The organism is Robertmurraya mangrovi (assembly GCF_034427655.1).
GTDB lineage: Bacteria > Bacillota > Bacilli > Bacillales > Cytobacillaceae > Robertmurraya_A > Robertmurraya_A mangrovi.
Window position 1 is genome coordinate 161350 of sequence record NZ_JAXOFX010000007.1, and the last position, 21052, is coordinate 182401.

At 36.6% G+C, this 21052-nt stretch carries 23 protein-coding genes and 1 riboswitch; of the genes, 12 read left to right on the plus strand and 11 right to left on the minus strand.

Features of this window, described 5'->3' with window-relative positions; translation table 11 throughout:
- Window positions 1-18: 18 nt before the first annotated feature.
- Window positions 19-1221 carry a methionine adenosyltransferase gene (metK, locus tag SM124_RS12640; protein ID WP_322446899.1) on the minus strand — a complete coding sequence of 401 codons (1203 nt, stop codon included), beginning with the start codon at window positions 1219-1221 and terminating at the stop codon, window positions 19-21.
- Between the two features lie 274 nt (window positions 1222-1495).
- Window positions 1496-1701, minus strand: a riboswitch (SAM riboswitch).
- A gap of 312 nt (window positions 1702-2013) precedes the next feature.
- Between metK and pckA the strand changes: the two genes are divergently transcribed.
- Window positions 2014-3600: a phosphoenolpyruvate carboxykinase (ATP) gene (gene pckA / locus SM124_RS12645; protein ID WP_322446900.1), complete on the plus strand. Its 1587-nt coding sequence runs from the start codon at window positions 2014-2016 to the stop codon at window positions 3598-3600.
- Between the two features lie 90 nt (window positions 3601-3690).
- Here the strand turns inward: pckA and SM124_RS12650 are convergent, their stop codons facing one another.
- On the minus strand, window positions 3691-3933 hold the full coding sequence (locus SM124_RS12650) for a DUF2584 domain-containing protein (protein WP_322446901.1): 243 nt from the start codon (window positions 3931-3933) through the stop codon (window positions 3691-3693).
- 79 nt (window positions 3934-4012) lie between these two features.
- The gene (locus tag SM124_RS12655; RefSeq protein ID WP_322446902.1) at window positions 4013-4804 is read right to left on the minus strand and encodes an alpha/beta hydrolase family protein; all 792 of its coding nucleotides are present in this window, start codon (window positions 4802-4804) and stop codon (window positions 4013-4015) included.
- 258 nt (window positions 4805-5062) lie between these two features.
- Between SM124_RS12655 and SM124_RS12660 the strand changes: the two genes are divergently transcribed.
- The 3 genes from SM124_RS12660 to SM124_RS12670 all read left to right on the plus strand — a co-directional run bounded on the left by SM124_RS12660 (window position 5063) and on the right by SM124_RS12670 (window position 7718).
- Window positions 5063-6058 carry an ABC transporter substrate-binding protein gene (locus SM124_RS12660; protein ID WP_322446903.1) on the plus strand — a complete coding sequence of 332 codons (996 nt, stop codon included), beginning with the start codon at window positions 5063-5065 and terminating at the stop codon, window positions 6056-6058.
- Window positions 6059-6151: 93 nt separating this feature from the next.
- Window positions 6152-6931: an ABC transporter ATP-binding protein gene (locus tag SM124_RS12665; RefSeq protein ID WP_322446904.1), complete on the plus strand. Its 780-nt coding sequence runs from the start codon at window positions 6152-6154 to the stop codon at window positions 6929-6931.
- Window positions 6909-7718 (plus strand): ABC transporter permease, encoded by an 810-nt coding sequence (locus SM124_RS12670; protein ID WP_322446905.1) that lies wholly within the window; start codon window positions 6909-6911, stop codon window positions 7716-7718. Before SM124_RS12665 ends, SM124_RS12670 begins: the two co-directional genes overlap by 23 nt.
- A gap of 33 nt (window positions 7719-7751) precedes the next feature.
- Here SM124_RS12670 and ytkD read toward each other — a convergent pair whose 3' ends face one another.
- Complete coding sequence (gene ytkD / locus SM124_RS12675; RefSeq protein ID WP_322446906.1) at window positions 7752-8222, minus strand: RNA deprotection pyrophosphohydrolase; 471 nt, start codon at window positions 8220-8222, stop codon at window positions 7752-7754.
- A gap of 180 nt (window positions 8223-8402) precedes the next feature.
- On the opposite strand from ytkD, the gene SM124_RS12680 reads away from it, so the two are divergent.
- Entirely contained in the window at window positions 8403-9284 is an 882-nt protein-coding gene (locus SM124_RS12680) for a DUF6612 family protein (protein WP_322446907.1), read from the plus strand.
- A gap of 45 nt (window positions 9285-9329) precedes the next feature.
- Here the strand turns inward: SM124_RS12680 and SM124_RS12685 are convergent, their stop codons facing one another.
- Window positions 9330-9662 carry a hydrolase gene (locus SM124_RS12685; RefSeq protein ID WP_322446908.1) on the minus strand — a complete coding sequence of 111 codons (333 nt, stop codon included), beginning with the start codon at window positions 9660-9662 and terminating at the stop codon, window positions 9330-9332.
- A 235-nt stretch (window positions 9663-9897) separates the two neighbouring features.
- Here SM124_RS12685 and SM124_RS12690 point away from each other — a divergent pair, with 235 nt between their 5' ends.
- On the plus strand, window positions 9898-10155 hold the full coding sequence (locus tag SM124_RS12690) for a DUF6154 family protein (protein WP_322446909.1): 258 nt from the start codon (window positions 9898-9900) through the stop codon (window positions 10153-10155).
- Between the two features lie 119 nt (window positions 10156-10274).
- Here SM124_RS12690 and SM124_RS12695 read toward each other — a convergent pair whose 3' ends face one another.
- Window positions 10275-10712 carry a Dps family protein gene (locus tag SM124_RS12695; protein WP_322446910.1) on the minus strand — a complete coding sequence of 146 codons (438 nt, stop codon included), beginning with the start codon at window positions 10710-10712 and terminating at the stop codon, window positions 10275-10277.
- A gap of 170 nt (window positions 10713-10882) precedes the next feature.
- On the opposite strand from SM124_RS12695, the gene ytzI reads away from it, so the two are divergent.
- Entirely contained in the window at window positions 10883-11041 is a 159-nt protein-coding gene (gene ytzI, locus SM124_RS12700; RefSeq protein WP_322446911.1) for a YtzI protein, read from the plus strand.
- A 56-nt stretch (window positions 11042-11097) separates the two neighbouring features.
- Window positions 11098-12546: a cardiolipin synthase gene (gene cls, locus SM124_RS12705; RefSeq protein WP_322446912.1), complete on the plus strand. Its 1449-nt coding sequence runs from the start codon at window positions 11098-11100 to the stop codon at window positions 12544-12546.
- 35 nt (window positions 12547-12581) lie between these two features.
- On the opposite strand, the gene SM124_RS12710 is transcribed toward cls, so the two are convergent.
- The gene (locus tag SM124_RS12710; protein WP_322446913.1) at window positions 12582-13052 is read right to left on the minus strand and encodes an S-ribosylhomocysteine lyase; all 471 of its coding nucleotides are present in this window, start codon (window positions 13050-13052) and stop codon (window positions 12582-12584) included.
- Between the two features lie 295 nt (window positions 13053-13347).
- Between SM124_RS12710 and yidD the strand changes: the two genes are divergently transcribed.
- Window positions 13348-13575: a membrane protein insertion efficiency factor YidD gene (gene yidD, locus SM124_RS12715; RefSeq protein WP_322446914.1), complete on the plus strand. Its 228-nt coding sequence runs from the start codon at window positions 13348-13350 to the stop codon at window positions 13573-13575.
- Here yidD and SM124_RS12720 read toward each other — a convergent pair.
- On the minus strand, window positions 13572-14135 hold the full coding sequence (locus SM124_RS12720; RefSeq protein WP_322446915.1) for a beta-class carbonic anhydrase: 564 nt from the start codon (window positions 14133-14135) through the stop codon (window positions 13572-13574). The two genes, yidD and SM124_RS12720, sit on opposite strands and share 4 nt — an antisense overlap.
- A gap of 310 nt (window positions 14136-14445) precedes the next feature.
- On the opposite strand from SM124_RS12720, the gene SM124_RS12725 reads away from it, so the two are divergent.
- From SM124_RS12725 to SM124_RS12735, 3 genes are all read left to right on the plus strand, one after another.
- On the plus strand, window positions 14446-15537 hold the full coding sequence (locus SM124_RS12725) for a metal ABC transporter solute-binding protein, Zn/Mn family (RefSeq protein ID WP_322446916.1): 1092 nt from the start codon (window positions 14446-14448) through the stop codon (window positions 15535-15537).
- 153 nt (window positions 15538-15690) lie between these two features.
- Window positions 15691-17052, plus strand: a complete 1362-nt coding sequence (locus SM124_RS12730) for a cytochrome ubiquinol oxidase subunit I (RefSeq protein WP_322446938.1) — start codon at window positions 15691-15693, stop codon at window positions 17050-17052.
- 108 nt (window positions 17053-17160) lie between these two features.
- Window positions 17161-18213 carry a cytochrome d ubiquinol oxidase subunit II gene (locus SM124_RS12735; protein WP_322446917.1) on the plus strand — a complete coding sequence of 351 codons (1053 nt, stop codon included), beginning with the start codon at window positions 17161-17163 and terminating at the stop codon, window positions 18211-18213.
- Window positions 18214-18243: 30 nt separating this feature from the next.
- Here SM124_RS12735 and SM124_RS12740 read toward each other — a convergent pair whose 3' ends face one another.
- From SM124_RS12740 to menB, 3 genes are all read right to left on the minus strand, one after another.
- Window positions 18244-18561: an MGMT family protein gene (locus SM124_RS12740; protein WP_322446918.1), complete on the minus strand. Its 318-nt coding sequence runs from the start codon at window positions 18559-18561 to the stop codon at window positions 18244-18246.
- 75 nt (window positions 18562-18636) lie between these two features.
- Window positions 18637-20085, minus strand: coding sequence for an o-succinylbenzoate--CoA ligase (locus SM124_RS12745; RefSeq protein ID WP_407691406.1), 1449 nt, complete (start codon window positions 20083-20085; stop codon window positions 18637-18639).
- Between the two features lie 136 nt (window positions 20086-20221).
- A complete protein-coding gene (menB, locus tag SM124_RS12750) occupies window positions 20222-21040 on the minus strand; it encodes a 1,4-dihydroxy-2-naphthoyl-CoA synthase (protein ID WP_322446920.1) in 819 nt (272 codons plus the stop codon).
- Window positions 21041-21052 lie beyond the last annotated feature (12 nt).

Here is a 21052-nt window from a genome sequence, read left to right on the forward strand (position 1 = left end):
TCCTATTGAATCATATTATTATTTTCCTAAAGCTTGTTCACGTAGTGTGCTAGCTTTGTCTGTTCTTTCCCAAGGAAGATCTACATCTGTACGTCCGAAGTGTCCGTAAGCAGCTGTTTGCTTGTAGATTGGGCGACGTAGGTCTAGCATGTTGATGATTCCAGCTGGACGTAGGTCAAAGTTAGAGCTTACTACATCTACTAGTACTTCTTCACTTACAGCGCCTGTCCCAAATGTGTCAATTGAGATAGAAACTGGGCGTGCTACACCAATAGCGTATGCAAGTTGAACTTCAACTTTATCAGCTAATCCAGCAGCAACGATGTTCTTTGCAACATAACGAGCAGCGTATGCAGCAGAACGGTCAACTTTTGTAGGATCCTTACCAGAGAATGCCCCACCGCCGTGACGAGCATATCCACCGTAAGTATCTACGATAATTTTACGTCCTGTTAAACCAGCATCCCCTTGTGGCCCACCGATTACGAAACGTCCTGTTGGGTTAATGAAATACTTTGTATTTTCATCAATTAGTTCGCTAGGTACAACTGGAGCGATAACGTGTTCTTTAAGGTTACGTTGGATTTGCTCTAGTGCTACTTCTGGGTGATGTTGAGTTGAAATAACAATTGTATCGATACGTACTGGTTTGTTGTTTTCATCATACTCAACTGTTACTTGAGTTTTACCATCTGGACGAAGGTAAGGAAGAATATCTTCTTTACGTACTTCAGTCAGACGACGTGCTAATTTGTGAGCTAATGAAATCGGAAGAGGCATCAGCTCTTTTGTTTCATTACATGCAAAACCAAACATTAAACCTTGGTCCCCTGCACCGATTGCTTCGATCTCGTCATCAGACATTTGTCCTTCACGAGCTTCAAGAGCTTGGTCAACACCCATTGCGATGTCAGCAGATTGCTCATCGATAGAAGTTAATACCGCACAAGTTTCTGAGTCGAAACCATACTTCGCACGAGTATAACCAATTTCTTTAATCGTTTCACGAACGATTTTAGGAATGTCTACATAAGTAGAAGTAGTGATTTCACCTGCAACTAAAACTAAACCTGTAGTTACAGAAGTTTCAGCAGCAACACGAGCATTCGCATCCTTTGATAAGATAGCATCTAAAATTGCGTCAGAGATTTGGTCACTGATTTTATCCGGATGACCTTCAGTTACTGACTCAGAAGTAAACAAACGACGTTTTGTTGACATCTGATTTCCTCCTTTAAGTATATTTATAAAACTGAACGAGGTGTTCCTTAGCTAAACGATCTATGTAAACCTCGGTTTGATACGGAACTCATTCCCTAATTAGTATGAAATAAACATGTCGTTTTTATAAGGAAACAGAGTAAATTATCCAAAATTCTTATAAAAACGTTCATATTCTTTGTTGATTTTTTAAAAGGCAACAATAATTTAAAAAATAAAAAACCTTCCCGTTGTTATGAGGAAAGGTTATAAGCAAAATGATTTGCGCCTTTCACTCTTATCGTTCAAGGATTGGATCCTTGCTTCAGGTTTAGCACCTTTGCTCGGAAAATGACCGTGAAGAATGGGATGAATAAATAACTGCACAGACTATTTGACTGGCAAGCAATATATTTCAAACCTTATGTACGGGTCGCTTTCTTCGTTTAGCAGGTTGCTGGGTTTCATTGGGCCTGTCCCTCCACCAGCTCGGGATAAGAGAGTATCCGTTCAAATCCAAATCATACTGGAATGTATAAGTATATGTCAATCATTTTGTTGTATTTTGTCGATGTTTTTTAAAATAGTTAAGTTTATTCAGTTTTAGCCTTCCTATTTATATATGTTTTAAAAAATCTTTAAGATTAAACTTGTCTAAATAAAGTCTTATAAATATGATATAAATGTATCAATTTTTAAAATCACCTTTTAAAAATTTATAAATAGTATAGATTATTAATTTAAATGTGTTATACTATTTGTGAGATAATAACTTATAAAAAACAATAACAAATAAAGGAAGGTATTTATCAGATGAATTCTGTTAGTATTTCCAATCAATTAAATGAATTGTTAAAATCTAATCACGTTCATGTTCAGTTGTCCGTGCCTCAATTAGTGGAGAAAGTATTAACTCGCAACGAGGGAGTTTTAACTTCTACTGGCGCAGTACGTGCAACAACAGGAAAATATACAGGACGTTCTCCTAAAGATAAATATATTGTAGATGAAGCTTCAAATAGAGATAAAATTGATTGGGGTTCTGTTAATCAACCAATCTCTGAAGAAGTTTTTGATAAATTATATAACAAAGTATTAAACTACTTAAAGGAAAAAGACGAACTATTTGTTTTCAATGGCTTCGCTGGTGCTGATAAGAAACACCGCCTGGCTATCCAAGTAGTTAATGAATATGCTTGGCATAACTTATTTGCACACCAATTATTTATTCGCCCGACTGAAGAAGAATTACTTGATCATAAATCAGAGTTCACGGTTATTTCTGCTCCAACTTTTAAAGCAGACCCTTCTGTTGATGGAACGAAATCTGAAACTTTCATTATTGTATCATTTGAGCGTCGTACAGTGTTAATCGGTGGTACTGAGTATGCTGGAGAAATGAAAAAGTCTATTTTCTCAGTAATGAACTACTTACTACCTGAAAATAATATTTTCCCAATGCACTGTTCTGCAAACGTTGGACTTGAAGGAGATGTTGCTTTATTCTTCGGCCTTTCTGGGACAGGAAAAACAACTTTATCAGCTGATGAAAATCGCCGTTTAATTGGTGACGACGAGCATGGCTGGTCTCCTAATGGAGTATTTAACATCGAAGGCGGATGTTATGCAAAATGTATTAATCTTTCACATGAAAAAGAGCCACAAATCTTTGACGCGATTCGATTTGGTTCTGTTTTAGAGAACGTGGTTGTTAATAACGAATCTCGTATCGCTGATTATGATGATGGTACGTTAACAGAAAATACTCGTGCGGCTTATCCATTACAAGCTATAGATAATATTGTTGACCCAAGTGTTGCCGGTCATCCAAATACGATTATTTTCTTAACAGCAGATGCTTTTGGAGTGCTTCCTCCAATCTCTAAACTTTCTAAAGAGCAAGCAATGTTCCACTTCTTAAGTGGTTATACTTCAAAACTAGCTGGAACTGAGCGTGGAATCACTTCACCACAAGCAACATTCTCAACTTGCTTTGGTTCACCGTTCCTTCCACTTGCAGCTACTCGTTATGCTGAGATGTTAGGTGAAAAAATCGATGAGCACAATGTAAATGTTTATCTAGTGAACACAGGCTGGTCTGGTGGAGAGTACGGAGTAGGTAGCCGTATGAAACTAAGCTATACACGTGCAATGGTTCAAGCGGCTTTAGTTGGGGAATTAAACAACACGGAAACAGTTAAAGACTCAATCTTTGGTCTAGAAATTCCTTTACATGTACCTGGTGTACCTGATGACGTTCTTCAACCAAATAAAACTTGGGCAGATCAAGCTGCTTATGAAGTAAAAGCAAAAGAACTAGCTGCTAAATTCAAAGAGAACTTTAAAAAATTCTCTAACGTACCTTCTGAAATTGAAGAAAAAGGCGGACCAATCGCTTAATATAGGTTATTGAAAAACAGACTTAAAAAGGAGACCCAGCTTAAATGTTGGGTCTCCTTCTCTATTTACCTGGGATTCACTCATACTAAATTAGTTTGTTGAATTTAATGCAACCAATTGGTATGTAATCTTTGTTTGGTTATTTTCCATTTCGACTTTTTTTATGACTGCTGTTCCACTAAGTTCCCCATCTAACGTGCGTCTTACCTCAACTGGGATATCAATAGGATATAATCGATAGCCTTCCTTGACTAACGTAAAAACATTCTCTTCTAATCGTGACTCTCTTCCTTTTGTAACGATCAAGGTATTTAGCTCTAAAGGCATTCCCATAGATTTTCTCTCCTTTTAATGTTCGTCCTGTCTACTAAAACGCATTATATTAAAGTAGACTTTCCTTAATAATATATTATCATTTTTGGCTGTGATTTTTCATCCATTTCGTCAAATCACAAACTACTTTCCGATTTGTTACCGGAGGGAAATAATGTGTGAAATGATCAAAGTACCAGCTTTCTACATCTTTGTTCAGTGTCTTTAATCTTTTTTCTAATCGATAAGCATGTTCAACTGACACATTGTGATCATTTACTCCATGTATAATTAATGCGGGGGCTTTTAATTGTTCTAAATGAAATAATGGTGTCCGATATTTATAGCGTTCTGGATACTTTGTCGGAGTTCCCCCAATGACCCGTTTCATCATTCTACGCAAATCTTTTCTTTCAACATAAGTTAAAAACATATCACTAACCCCACCCCAGGTAACAACAGAGGTTGTTTCTGGGAATTGAATGGCTGTCATTAAAGCCATTACCCCACCTCTTGAAAAGCCAAAAATATGTATGTTTTTAACACGCGGGTGATTTTTCAAAATTTCAAAAGCTGAGAAGGCATCTTGTCGATCATCTCCAGCAAAGTCTTCATTTCCCTCCCCACCTTGATTTCCGCGATAATAAGGGGCAAAAACAATAAAACCTTCAGAAGCAAACTGAACAATCCTCGCTGGTCTTACTTTTCCAACATTTTTAATACCGCCTCTTAAGTAGAGAAAACCATCATGAATGTCCATATTCTTTGGTTCTGCTAAGAGTCCCTTCACTTTTAATCCCCCTGAAATATAGGTTACAACGGATAGCTCAATATTCGGATTAGGGGAAGGAAACCTCTGTACTTGAATAACTTGTCCATCTATGAAATCCATCTTTTCACTCCTATTTTTCTCGTCTTTGTATACTAGCCTGAACCTTTATAACTGTTTTTAATAAACTAGCTTAGGGAAGTCCATATTTCCACTCAATTGAGCCAAGTTACTCCGTTTCTACACTGATTACGTCCTAAAAAAAACTCCCTAAATTTAGGCATGGGCATACACACATTTTTAGTTCCATCATACGATATGGTAGGCTCGTGAAGCGTTTATATACATTTTTCTTTATTGAACAATTAGGGAGGTTTATCTATGAAAAAATGGTTAAAAATTAGTTTTTCCTTATGTTTAATTGCCATTCTTATTATACCTCTTGCGGCATGTAACAAGGAAGAAGTGACCAAAGTCAGAATTGCGGAAGTAACTCGTTCCATTTTTTATGCACCACAATACGTAGCAATTGAAAAAGGTTTTTTTGAGGAAGAAGGGTTGGACGTTGAGTTAACAACCACTTGGGGTGGAGATAAAACAATGACAGCCCTTGTATCTGACGGGGCAGATGTTGCACTAGTAGGATCTGAAACTTCAATTTACGTTTATGCTCAAGGTACTAGTGATCCTGTTATCAACTTTGCTCAATTAACTCAAACAGACGGCACTTTCTTAGTTGCTAGAAACAAAATTGATAATTTTTCATGGGACCAGTTAAAAGGATCAACGTTCTTAGGGCAACGTAAAGGCGGAATGCCACAGATGGTTGGAGAATATGTGTTAAAGCAACACGGTATTGATCCACAAAATGATTTGAATTTAATTCAAAATGTTGACTTTGGAAACATTCCAAGCGCTTTTGCGTCCGGTACAGGAGATTTTGTTCAATTATTCGAGCCAACTGCCAGCGTTTTTGAAAAAGAAGGAGTAGGGCACATTGTAGCGTCGTTTGGAACAGAATCTGGAAAAGTACCTTATACGACTTTCATGGCTAAAGAAAGCTTTATGAAAGACAACGAGGAAACCGTTGAGAAGTTTACTAGAGCCATTTATAAAGCACAGCAATGGGTACAGGAAAATAGTACAGAGGAAATTGCCAAGGTAGTTCAGCCTTATTTTGAGGATACAGAATTGGATATTATCGAGATGGTAGTTGATCGTTATAAAAGCCAAGGTTCCTTTGCCGATAACCCGATTTTAGATAAGGAAGAATGGGAAAACCTACAAAATATTATGGATGAAGCGGGAGAACTTCCTAAACGTGTAGACCATGGTACATTAGTAAACACTTCCATTGCTGAAAATGTAATGAAATAGTGGATGGATAAGAGCTCTTCTTTCTAAAAATGTGTTCGAAACTGAACTACATGGATTTTAGTTTAAAAAAAGCCTTAAAAGAGGAGGCCGAAGATGAGTTTATTAAAACTTGATGGAATCCATCATTCTTACTTTACACAAACCACTGCGACCACGGCCCTCTCCGATATTTCACTTGATATCGAGGAAGGGGAATTTGTCTCCTTTCTCGGTCCAAGTGGATGCGGTAAAACAACATTACTCTCCATTATAGCGGGATTAATCAAGCCTACTGAAGGGACTGTCATGTTAGAAGGCCAATCCGTACAAGAATCGGTAAATAAAATTGGTTATATGCTACAACAAGATTACCTTTTTCCTTGGAAATCAATTGAGGAAAACATTCTGCTTGGATTAAAAATCGGAGGTACATTAAAATCCTCTAAAATAGAATATGCTAAAAGCTTACTTGAACAGATGGGGTTAAAGGGCTTTGAAACTCAATATCCAAAGCAACTTTCTGGAGGGATGAGGCAGCGTGTTGCTCTAGTAAGAACGCTGGCAACCGAACCAAAATTACTCATGCTAGATGAACCGTTCTCCGCATTGGATTATCAAACCAAATTAAAACTAGAAGACTTAGTTTCAGATACTTTAAAGTCTTATGGGAAAACAGCTATTCTTGTCACTCATGATATTGGAGAGGCTATCGCCATGAGCGATCGGATTTTCTTATTTTCAGCTCGTCCAGGAAAGCTACACCGTACTTTTTTAGTTCCTGATGAGTTGAGAAAATTAACACCTTTTAATGCCCGTAACCACGAAACCTATTCAGTCTTATTTCAAAAAGTATGGAAGGAGTTGGAATCACTTGAGTCCAGAGAAGAACACTAAACTCCTCCATCAACAATATATTGAATCATTAAAAATAGAAAAAAGATGGGTCCGCTTCTATCAGCTTGTTATTTTTCTCGTCTTTTTTGTTGGGTGGGAAGTGGCAAGTCAGAAACAATGGATTAACCCATTAATTTTTAGTTCTCCTTCAAAGGTATGGACATTATTTTTAGAAAAAATCCAAGACGGTACGCTACTCACGAACCTTGGTTTTACACTAACAGAAACTGTGTTCGGATTTATATTAGGTACCCTCTTAGGAACAATTCTAGCTGCGATCCTTTGGTGGTCACCTATTCTTTCTAAAATATTAGACCCTTATCTAGTCATCTTAAATGCTATGCCTAAAGTAGCCTTAGGTCCTATTTTAATTGTTGCACTAGGCCCTACCTTTACCTCCATTGTCGCCATGGGTGCCATTATTTCCGTCATCATCACTACCATCGTTGTTTACACCTCATTTAAAGAGGTCGATCCCAATTATTTAAAGGTACTCCAAACATTTGGAGCAACTAGGCTACAGTGCTTTAAAGAAGCAATCCTTCCCGCATCTTTTCCAACCATCATCTCAACTTTAAAGGTTAATGTAGGACTATCGTGGGTTGGAGTCATTGTAGGGGAATTTCTCGTTTCCTCAAAAGGATTAGGGTACATGATTATTTATGGATTCCAGGTATTTAACTTCACCCTTGTCTTACTCGCACTTCTTGTGATTGCTGTATTTGCAACCATTATGTATCAGCTAGTGGAATTGCTGGAAAGGAAATTAATTAAAGATGGTTCATAAAAGACAGGCGGTAAAAAACCGTCTGTCTGATTTTTAGTGGCACATTTCCATAATGTAATGGATACTTTTCTCGATTACTTGATCCTTCATGATGAAACTGTAATGACTAGAAAACCTAGTTTCTAATAGGGTATCCTCTACTAATACTGGTCCATCCGTTTCGTGATAATTCTGCTCAATCTCTAAGTGATCAACCACTCCATAAAAAATAGCTTTTACAAACGAATAATCCTCTTCCTTTACCTCATATTCACCTATGTATATTAAATCCTTTAGGACTGCTCCTGTCTCCTCTTTTACCTCACGATAGGCTGCTGCTTCTAGTGTTTCATTGCTTTCTCTCTTACCACCTGGAAACTCCAGCCCCCTAGCTTTATGCTTCGTTAACAGCCACTCTCCATTGTAACGACAGATGACTAATACATGCTCAGGTTTTTGGGAGAAAGAATCCCGCTTGAAAGAAAGGTGAACAGTCTTTCCTTGTGAATCTTTAAAGATTTCCATCTTACACCTCAGTTATATTTAAATTTACCTAGTATTATTGTACCAAGTTTCGTGTTTTTAGAAACCTTTAATGCTCCTGTTCGTATATTACCCGAAAGCATTTTCGGTAGGTGTTTATTGTACTCATAAACCAAACACCCTTCATGAAAAATCAACGAAAAGGCTAAAACAGTAAAAGGAGTGTACGTTTTGAAAAAATTATTCCCAATATTTCTTGGAATCCTTCTCGCCTTTATGCTAGCGGGCTGTAATCAAACAGCAAAAACAGTAGACAAGGAAAGTAGCACTGGTAATAAAGAAGAACAAAAGAAAGAAGAAAAAATCTCTGAACTCACACTCGAGGAAGTACTGAACAAATCGATGGAAGCATCAGAACAATTAAAGAGCTTTACAGTAGCAATGGAGATGGACCAGCAGTTAAGCTCGGACCAAGAGGAAACTTCTATGGATTTAAGCTCTACGATTGATATGCAAGTGGTTACCGAGCCAATGGCATTTTATCAAAAAATGAAAATGACAGAAAAAGCTTCAAAAGAGTCCTTTGAAGTAGAAAGCTATTTCACACAAGATGGTATGTATTTATATGATGCGGCTGCAGGTAAATGGATGAAGTTTCCGACAGAGTTTTCTGATCAGTTACTACAGCTTTCTGATCAACAAACGAATCCTGCGGAGGAATTGAAGAAGCTGCAGAAATTTGTAGATGACTTTACTTTTGAACAAGATGACAAAACATACATTTTGAAATTAAAAGCATCCGGAGATAAATTTAGTGATTTTATTAAAGAAATGGCTCAGCAATCTTTACCACCTCAAATGGGTGCTGGTGAAGAAATTATGGACCAAATGAAAGTAAATCAACTTGAATATGAAATCATTATTGCAAAAGATACCTTTTATCCTACTCATCTAAATATTATGATGGACATGGAAATATCTGCTGACGGTCAAAAAGTTAAGATGGCACAGAGTGTAAAAGGGCAATATTCTAATTATAATAATGTGGGCGAGATAACGGTACCTCAAGAAGTTCTTGATACGGCTGAAGAAATTGAAATGTAAAATAAATAGTTTGAATGGCTGCCTACTTGAGGCAGCCATTTTACTTTAGTTCTTTGTCCAACCGCTTTTTAAGATCCCCATTGTATCGATATGATTTTTTGCTTCTTGATCACCCAATTGATAGATCATCCCATAGACCGCTTGCGTTGTGTTATCATAAGCATCATTTTCTCTATCATAATGATATTGAACATAAGGAACGTGAGCTCTAAAAAAATTCTGCCAGTCGGTTGAATAATTTTGTTCAAACAATTCTCTTAATTGAGTAATTTCCTCATCTGTCGCTTCTATTTTAAAATTCCAAGGCGAATCGGTGCTACTTTGTGAGATTTCGCCGGTACTAACCGCCACATAATATGTTTTCTTTTGATTTTCCACTCGTTACACCCTTTCTTATGGCAAAGGATTCAATTTTTGCAATCTTCAAAAAACCACTTCTCATTATGATTGGTTTTATATATAATAAATCAAATAGTAATAGTCCTCTAACTATAGTCTTACTCATATTACATATATTTTTACATTGTTAATGGAAAAAAATTTCGAATAGTTTTCATAATTTAGGGTATTGAATAAGTATAATGATAAAAATACTTTAGCGGGGGTGGAAGGGATGAAACTGGTCGATGAGATCTATGCTTTTTATCGTGATAAGTTAACGGGTGACGAAGAGGATATTGATATGCTTGCCTTTGCTTTTCTAGAGGAGATGACTCCTGATGATTTGTTAAAAATCATTCAAGACTTGGACACGCAGGAATTATACGATTTAATGGGACTTTACTTAATTGAAGGACTGAAGGGTAAATTTGCTCAAGAAGAGTATGGTCAAAAAAGGGCTCCTTCATTTCATGAAAGAAATTTGCATTAAAAAATAGATTTTTTAATGATACATATTAACATATCGATTTTTTAAAAATAGCCGAATATACAGTTGTTCGGCTATTTTTTTCCAAAAAAACAGGCTGACTTTCCTAGTCAGCCAAAGTTTTAACCTAAGTATGCTTTTAACATCCAAATATGTTTCTTTAAGCTTTGCTTAACCGAAAGTAGCATATCTCCTGTACCTTCATCATTTGCCTTTTCTGCAAGCTCAATTGCATCCTGGAGCTCTTCCACCATTTTTTCAAAGTCTCCACAAATGCTACCTACCATTTGCTCAGCACTTTCATTCCCTGAAGCCTCCTGAACAGAGGCAAGCTCTAAGCATTCTTTCATCGTTGCCACTGGATTTCCTTCAAGTGCTAAAATTCTCTCAGCTAATTCATCAATGTGGACATTGGCTTCGTTATACATTTCTTCAAATTTTTCATGTAGGGTAAAGAAATTTCTGCCCTTTACATACCAATGATAGTTATGAAGCTTAACGTATAATACAGTCCAGTTTGCCACTTGCCTATTAACAGCTTGTACTAATTCGTTTGACATTTATATCATCCTCCCACTGTTATATTTCCCTTTTTAAAGTAGTTAAAACGTAAAAATAATATCGGTTATAGATTCTCAGAATAATGTTTCAAAACGTGCTAAAATGGATTAAAAGTATTATTTTGGTATATAAGTTGAACTCTTAAAAATTTCTATAGGAGGAATGGACAATGAAAATTGTTTTAATCATATCCATTGTCATTATTTTTGTTGTTATTTTATTAGCCGTTTTAACTACATCTAAAGCCTATTCGTACAAGCATACAGTAGACTCATTGGAAGATAATCCTCACTTACCAAAAGAGGGAGAGCAGGAGAAGAAAGAATAGAATAGAATAGAATTAGAATTAGAAATAGAAATAATTATTTTTTGCGAGGAACTTAGATGAGTATAACATCTGTTTTGATAGGACTTATATTTGTTCTAAACATCGGCTTTGCCATGATTGTCATCTTTCTGGAACGTCGGGATCCTGGTGCAACTTGGGCTTGGTTACTCGTATTACTTTTTATACCAGGACTTGGGTTTATTTTATATTTAATCTTTGGTCAAAACTTAAGTCGGAGAAAAATGTTTCTATGGGAAGATCGAAAGAAAATTGGGATAGATGAACTCATACATAGACAAATACAAGATTTGAATTCTGGGCAGTTTTTGTTTCGAAATGAAATTGAAAAGTTTAATCGCGATTTAATCTATATGCACTTAATCAACAATGATGCGGTTTTAACACAAGATAATAGTGTTAAGATTTTCACAGATGGCCAGGAAAAATTTAATTCACTCATAAACGATATTCTTGCGGCCGAAGACCACATCCACCTTCAATATTATATTTATAAAAAAGATAACCTTGGAAAGAAGTTAAAGAATGCCTTAATTGCTAAAGCTAAAGAAGGTGTAAAAGTCAGAGTATTGTATGATGAACTTGGTTCAAGGACAATGACAAAATCCTTTTTTAAAGATTTAAGAGAAGCTGGAGGGGAAGTGGAAGTATTTTTTCCGTCCAAATTTCATTTTATAAATCTACGTTTAAATTATCGAAATCACAGGAAGTTAGCCATCATTGATGGAAAAATAGGTTATGTTGGCGGTTTTAACGTTGGGGATGAATATTTAGGGTTCGATCCAAAATTTGGATACTGGCGTGATACACACCTGAAATTAGAGGGTGGCGCGGTACATGCCATTCAGACCCGTTTTATTCTAGATTGGAACCAAGCCTCTTACAGGCATGATATTTATTACTCACCTAATTATTTCCCGAAGGAAGCCCCTAATGGCGGCGTCGGAATTCAAGTGGTCACAAGTGGTCCGGATTCAGAATGGGAACAAATCAAAAATGGCTATATAAAAATGATAACATCAGCAAAAAAGTCAATATGGATACAGACTCCTTATTTTATCCCTGATGCAAGTGTTCTTGATGCCTTAAGGATTGCTTCTTTATGTGGAGTTGATGTAAGAATCATGATACCAAACAAGCCGGATCACATGTTTGTTTATTGGGCTACTTATTCCTATATTGGGGAAATGATTAAGGCAGGAGCAAGAGTCTATATATACGATAACGGTTTTATTCACGCAAAAACCATTGTAGTTGATCATCACGTTTCATCTGTCGGAACAGCTAATATTGATGTGAGAAGTTTCCGCTTAAATTTTGAGGTAAATGCTTTTATCTATAACGAAAACATTGCGGAGGAACTAACAAAGAGTTTTGAAGAGGATATAAAATTATCTACAGAACTAACTCCTGAAAAGTACAGAGAACGACATTTAAAAATCCGATTTAAAGAATCGGTTTCTAGGTTATTGTCACCTATATTATAAAAGCCAGATTGCTCATACAATCTGGCTTTTACCTATTAAAATACTTGTCTTAAGTCTTCTTTCGTTTGCTCAAGCCAGAAGCGCATTAAACGCTTTGCACCTTCTAAATCATGAAGCTTTGCTTGACCACATTCTTTTGGAGTTGCTGCAGGAATCACATCTACTTCAACTGCCTCTTTTAAAGTATCTTCAAGTAAGTCGATGATTTCATCAACTGTTGGTTCACCACTAACCACTAGGTAGTATCCTGTTTGGCAACCCATTGGTGAGATATCAATAATATCAAAGTGATCATACTTCTCAGAGTGTTTACGAATGTTAATCGCTAAAAGGTGCTCTAGTGTATGAATTGCATCAGGCTTCATTGCCTGCTTATTAGGCTGGCAGAAGCGAATATCATATTTATTTACAACCCCGTCCGTTCCTACTTTATGAACTCCACAATGTCTTACATAAGGGGCTTTAACGGCATCATGATCTAATTCAAAGCTTTCTACTGAAGGCATTATATTCACTCCTTTTTCATGTCTACAACGTATTATACAATAAATCCCGAGTATTTTCATCAAATTAATCTACATTTACCTCAACGGGAAAAAAATCTAACATGAAGTGCTGCTTTCTTAGTGAATCTGTATTTATAGACTTTTCAAGCTTTAGTATGATATGTTTTTGCATAGATGTATTCGTCTAGTTGATATGTGACGAAAAAAAACTTAATTCTTATATCAACTTCTTAATAAAAGCTATGTTGTTCATAATTATTTTTGAAAACAGCCGATACTGAAAAGAGTGAGATGAATGTTAAAAAAATTACTGTTAGGTTTTATCCGTTTCTACCAATTGGTTATTTCTCCTCTTAAACCACCGACATGTCGGTTCTACCCTACGTGTTCTCATTATGGGCTAGAAGCAATAAAAAGGTTCGGCCCTTTAAAAGGCGGTTGGCTAACCATTAAACGAATTTTAAAATGCCATCCTTTCCATCCTGGAGGAGTAGATTTAGTACCAGAAAAGGAAAAGAATTAGTTTTCATAACCATTTTCAACTAAATCTAATGCGCCCGTTTTTGGATTAATAACTAACCCATGGACAGGAACGTCCTTTGGTAGCAAAGGGTGCTTTTTGATCATTTTAACACTATGGGCAACACTTTCAGACACATGGTTGAAACCCTTAAGCCATTCGTTTACGTCAATACCAGAGTATTCTAACATCTGGAAGGTTTCATCCGTGATGCCTCTTTCTTTCATCTTATCAAGAACACTATCAGCTTTCAGTCCACTCATCCCACAATCATGATGTCCGATAACTAGAATTTCCTCAGCTTGGAGTTGATAGACCGCAACCAGAAGGCTCCTCATGATACTCCCAAATGGATGGCTAACTAGTGCTCCCGCATTTTTTACAATTTTGACATCTCCGTTACCTACATTAATTGCTTTCGGCAACAACTCTAATAATCTAGTATCCATACAGGTTAGAATAACTAACTTCTTGTCAGGATATTTGTCAGTACTATATTGTTCGTAACTTTTTTCTTCTACAAAGTGCTTATTATGCTGGAGAATCTCATCTAAGAGTCTCATGTTCTTCACCTCTTTATTAAAATAACAATACATTTTTTAATCAATTATAAATGCAACCAAGGGTGCCTTTTCTGCACAATATTGTCCTTTATGCAAAGCACTTATAAATGATTCTATTATTAGCATACATAATTATTGCAAAAATAGACAATTTTTATTCTTGCTTTTCTTAAATTTATTTTGTAATATACTAAGAGTAAATCGGAATCGTTACGCATTATTAATTAAGTCTATAATACAATTATTCTAATAAACTACGTATAGACTCTAAATCGAAATAAATACGCTTTTTAAAAAGTGAGGAGAGAATATGAAAAAGTTTATCTTATTTATATTTTTATTATTACCCGTTAGTTTATTCTTATCTGGTTGTGGCGGAGCAGACAAACAAGCTGAATCAGATACGACGACAGATCGTGTAACCGTTTATACTACTGTCTATCCTTTATATTATTTTACTGAGCGCATTGGCGGAGAGTTTGTTAATGTAGAAACGATTTATCCTCCTGGCGCTGATGAACATACTTTTGAGCCATCTCAAAAAGATATGATGAAACTAGCCGATTCAGACTTATTTGTTTATGTCGGATTAGGTCTAGAAGGATTTGTTGAAAAAGCAAAAGAAACTTTAAAAAATGAAAATGTGAAGTTGCTTGCTGCTGGTGAAAATATTCACTTTGACGATCATGAAGAAGGTCATGACAACGAAGGGGAAGAAAGTCATGAAGAAGAAGGCCATGATCACGAAGGTGAAGAAAACCATGAAGAAGAAGGTCATGATCATGAAGGTGAAGAAAACCATGAAGAAGAAGGTCATGATCACGAGGGTGAAGAAAACCATGAAGAAGAAGGTCATGAAGAGCACAACCACGGTGATGTAGATCCTCACGTTTGGATTGACCCTGTTTACTCAAAGGACTTAGCCGAAGCGATAAAAAATGAATTGATTGTTTTATTACCTGAACATAAAGAGCAAATGGAAGAGAATTTTAATAATCTTGCCACAGAGCTTGACGATTTAAATAAAGAATTTGATGAAGTAATCCACCACGCTAAACATAAAGAGTTTATTGTTTCTCACTCAGCTTACGGTTATTGGGAACATCGTTACGGCTTGGAACAGATTAGTGTATCTGGTATCTCAACATCACAAGAACCTTCGCAGAAACAACTAGAAAAAATTATCTCTACAGCAAAAGAACATGACTTAAAATATATTTTCTTTGAACAAAATGTTAGCTCAAAATTAGCGGAAATCGTCCAAAAAGAATTGAATGCAAAAACATTAACTCTTCATAATTTATCTGTATTAACGGACGAAGATTTAAAAAGTGAGAAAAATTACTTCTCTATTATGAAGGATAACTTAAAAGCTCTTGATACTGCACTAAATGATAAGTAAAGCTTGAGGATAAATTCCTCAAGCTTTTTTTGTTGTTGTTTTGGGTCGAGGGACCTGTCCCTATGACCCACCCACGGCTCAAAAAATGATTACATATTTATTATAAATTGGATAACACTAACAAAAGTGAGAATATCTGAAGGGACGATTATGATGGATGATTTACTGATAGCCCGTTCACTCTTTGGTACAACCATGGGATTCCATATCATATTTGCTACCATTGGTGTTGGTCTGCCACTTATGATGTTAACGGCAGAATTGTTATACCAAAAAACGAAAGATCAAGAATATGTGGTTATGGCTAAAAGATGGACGAAAGCCTTTGCCGTTTTATTAGGAGTCGGAATTCCAACAGGTACAATTGCCGGGGTGCAACTTTCCTTATTATGGCCTGGCTTTATGGAAGTACTAGGTGTCGTTATGGCTTTACCTTTCCAAATTGAAATTTATGCTTTCTTTATTGAAGCGTTATTTATGTCCATTTATGTTTATGCTGCTGAGCGGATTCCCCCTTGGGCTAGGATTTCTAGTCTAGTATTAGTTGCTTTAGGGGCTTTGGCTTCAGCTGTACTAATTACAAACGTTCATGCATGGCAGGGGACTCCAAGAGGTTTTACTATGGAGAATGGATTAATAACCAATGTCGATCCATGGGTTGCCTTTTTTAACCCTAGCTTTTTTGTAACCGCTACTCACGTGGCTGTTTCAGCCTATACGACAGGTGCCTTTGTCATTGCCTCTGTTGCTGCCTTTAAAATGTTAAGATCTGACTTTGGTTCTCGAATTTATAATTTCCATAAAAAAGCTCTTATGGTTAGTTTAGTCGTTGGTGGCATTTTCTCATTAGTAACAGCTATAAACGGACATGAAGCTGCACAGTATCTTCATGAATATCAACCTGAGAAATTAGCTGCAGCGGAGGGGCTATTTGAAACTCAGTCCCATGCTCCATTAGTTGTTGGAGGTTTTACCGACCGTGAAAGTGAAACGGTGAAGTGGGCTATTCATATCCCCTGGGCTTTAAGTTTCCTAGCTGGTAATAGCTTTGATACGGTTGTACTTGGTTTAAATGAATGGCCCGAAAAAGAATGGCCACCATTGTTCGTACACACACTTTTTAATGGAATGGTTTTTATTGGTACATATTTAATCATGCTTGCTTTTGCAGGATTGGCCTGGACCAAAATTTTAAAGAAAGACCGTTTCCCTAAGCTATTTATGTGGGCATTTATTGCATCAGGCCCTCTAGCAGTTCTAGCTATTGAATTTGGTTGGGTATTCGCATGCTCTGGACGTCAACCATGGGTCATCTACCGTACACTCTTAACAGCTGATGCAGCTACAACTGCAACAAACTTAGGTGTCTTATTTATGTTGTTCGCGGCTGTGTATGCCATTTTAGGTGTAGTTGTCGTTCTTGTACTACTTTATTACTTCAAAAAGAACACCGTAATGGACGATTTAAATCGGGCCGAACAAAAGGGATTACCATTGTACGGATCGAATACGTAGCCTTTTCCTAAACTTCACTCTATGTGGATGTATTTACCCTTTGGAGACGTACCTTATACGATAACAACAATCAAGCACTTACAGCTATAGGTAAGGAGTTGAAAAGAAATGGCTGATGCTCTGTTAGCGATTACCGTTCTATGGGGTTTTGTTTTTATATACGCAGTTATGGCCACAATGGATTTCGGAGCTGGCTTTTGGTCCATGATTTATTTTAATCGTACGAAGACAAAGGCAACGAACATTGCAAACCGTTATTTGTCTCCTACTTGGGAAGTAACAAATACTTTCATTGTTGCACTCGTTGTTGCGGTTTATAGCTTGTTTCCGTCTGCTGCTTACACTCTCGGAACTGTTCTATTAATTCCGGGAAGTATGATTTTATTATTATTGGCCATTCGAAGTGCCTTTTTAGTATTTTCAAATATCGCAGAAGAATATAGGAAACCACTTACTTATATCTCTGGAATAACAGGTATTATCATTCCTGGTCTATTAATTGCTGTTTTACCTATTACACACGGAAACTATATTGATTTTTCTGATGGAAGACAAACGCTTGATTTGGTCAAATTATTTACTAGCGCAAATACCTATGCTTTTATAGGATTTGGAATTAGTAGTACTCTATTTTTGTCTTCTCTTTTATTAGCAGACTACTCTAAAAGTGCTGAAGAATGGGAAGCCTATCATGTCTATCGACGGGATGCTATTTTACTCGGTCCCGTTTCTCTCATTATGGCATTTGTGATTATGTTGACTATTCGAGCAGAAGCACCTTGGCTTTACGAAAATATGATGGGGAACTTTCCATTGTTAATCTCATCTGTTGTTTTTTTCTTAATTGGCGGCTTAGGGTTATTCCTTCCATCCATCACTGGAGGGCCGAAAGGAATGCCTAGGTTATCAGTGATAGCCGTAACGATTCAATATTTAATTGCAAGCCTCGTATATGGTAGAGGGCATCTACCATACATTGTTTATCCCGAGGTTACGATTGAATCTGCTTTTACTGATCCTAATTCGTTCAGAGCTATTTTTGCCACCTATATTGCGGGCTTTGCCATTCTCTTTCCTGGTTTCTTCTATTTTTGGAGCTTGTTCATGAACGACAAACGTTACCTCCAGCAGCAGAAATCGGAAGAACCAAAACCAGAGTAAAACGCTTGGAATCTACTTTCCCAAGCGTTTCTACTTATTTATATCCGGATCAAATATATACTTTACTAGGTGAATTCTATTACCTAATTTAAATTCTATCCCTTCATTTTCAAGAGCTGTTATTTGTTCAAACATGGATGCTTCGTCTTTAAAACCGATTTCCCCTTTAGAATTAATGACTCTATGCCAAGGAAGGTTATATTTTTCACTCATGGAATGGAGAATTCGTACAACTTGTCTTGCTCCTCTTGGACTTCCAGCCAATTTGGCGATTTGTCCATAGGTCATCACATGTCCTGGTGGAATGCTCTTAATAATTGTAACTACTCGTTCAGTAAATGGATTCATTAAACATTCACCACTTTATCTTAGATATTTCCTTGTGAAAAAGTAAAGGCACACCTACGCTAGTAAAACTCACTTCTATAACCATTCATGTAACTTTCTTCTTAGCAACTTTTTAGAGGCATTTCTCGGTAGTCCTTTTAAATAAAAAATTTGCTTAGGAACCTTATATTTTGCTAGCTTTTCACTACAATATTGCATTATTTGATTGTCATCTAAATCTGTACCTGTACTGGTGACAATAAATGCAACCGGGACTTGCCCCCATTTTTCGTCTTCTTTTCCTATGACCCCTACATCTATAATATTAGGGTGTGATAGAAGAATTCCTTCAATCTCGGCAGGATAAATATTCTCACCCCCTGAAATAATTAAGTCTGATCTTCTATCTTGTACAAACAAAAAACCTTCGTTGTCTAAATATCCAATGTCACCTGTAAAGAACCAGCCTTCCGTCATTTGATGATCTTTATTTAAATAACCTGACGTAACATTGGGACCTTTTACAACGATTTCCCCTGACTCATTTGGTGGCAGTTCATTTCCTAGGGAATCAACAATCTTCAATTGTGAAGGAAAAAGTGCCTTTCCAGCTGAACCTAGTTTTTTCAAACTGTATTCTGGTGAAAGAGTAACAAATTGTGAAGCTGTTTCCGTCATCCCATAAGTTTGGTAAACAGGAATCTCTTTGGAAGTACATTTCTCCAATAACGGTAATGGTGCAGGTCCACCACCAAGTAACATACATCTAAAATAAGCAGGAAGTCTTTCTTCGCCCAAAGTTTCTATAATTCTAGATAGCATGATACTTACAACGGACATGATGGTAACACGTTCTTCATCAATATCGTGGATAACTGCCTTTTCATCAAAGGTTTCATGTAGGACCACTTTCATACCGTAAATGATACTCCTCATTAAAATCGAGTAGCCACTAATATGAAATAGAGGGACTGTGCAAAGCCAGCAATCATTTTCTGTAATCCCTAGATTTAACGCGGAACCGATCGAACTCCACCAATGATTCCCGTAAGATTGCTTAACTCCCTTTGGATTACCGCTCGTACCAGAAGTATACATAATGGTACAAATATCGTCCAAATCAATTTCCTCTTGAATAAGTGGGATTTGATACGGTATTTCATCTAATTCTTCTTTTAGGATTAAATTAATATTCGAACCCTTTTTTACACTATTTAAAGTGTCCTGAAAAGAATCTTCTGAAATTAATAAACTCGCTTGAGAATCGTTTAGCTGGTAGAGTAGTTCTTCTGCAGTCAAGCGATTATTTAATATAACAGCCTTTGTCCCAATTAGTTGAAGAGCTAACAGGACTACAACAGAATCGATATGATTTTTAAGTAAAACAGCTATGTAATCCTTTTTTTCAACATTAGCACCCTGTAGGTGACCAGCTGCCTTATAAGCTAAATCATAAAGTTCCTTAAACGTCCATTCCTTTTGTCCAAACTTTACTGCCGGACGGTTGGGAGTAAGATGTACCCTTTTAGTAAAAAAATTAGGCATTTGAATTGAATTCAAATACTACACCTTCTTTTCAATTTAATAACTAATTCACTTGAATAAACTTAAATAGCATGTTTTATTTCTGTAAAAAAACAGCCTGACGGTCGCCCATCAAGCTGTTTTGTATCTTTTCAAATCAAGGGAAACGTGGGAATTGACCAAAGTCAGGCTTGCGCTTTTCTTTGAAAGCGTCACGACCTTCTTTTGCTTCATCCGTTGTATAGTAAAGTAATGTAGCATCCCCAGCAAATTGCTGAATCCCAGCTAATCCGTCTGTATCAGCATTAAATGCTGCTTTTAAGAAACGTAAAGCTGTAGGGCTCTTCTCTAGCATTTCATTACACCATTGGATTGTTTCTTCTTCCACTTTATCTAAAGGAACTACTGTGTTTACTAGTCCCATATCCAATGCTTCTTGAGCATTATATTGACGGCACAGGAACCAAATTTCGCGAGCTTTTTTATGTCCGACAATTCTCGCTAAATAGCCAGAACCATAACCAGCGTCGAAACTTCCCACTTTTGGTCCAGTTTGTCCGAAAATAGCGTTATCTGCTGCGATTGTTAGGTCACATACGATGTGTAACACGTGTCCTCCACCAATTGCATATCCTTTAACCATTGCGACAACTGGTTTTGGAATAACACGGATTAGACGTTGTAAATCTAACACGTTTAATCGAGGAATTTGGTCCTCTCCAACATACCCACCGTGTCCACGAACACTTTGGTCTCCACCAGAACAGAACGCTTTATCTCCAGCTCCTGTTAACACGATAACACCAACATTAGCGTCATCACGTGCATAAGCAAAAGCATCAATCAATTCCATTACTGTCTTTGGACGAAATGCATTATGTACTTCAGGACGGTTAATTGTAATTTTTGCTATTCCGTTATATGTTTCATACAAAATATCTTCATACTTACGTTCAGCTACCCATTCTACTGTCATAGCAAAATCCTC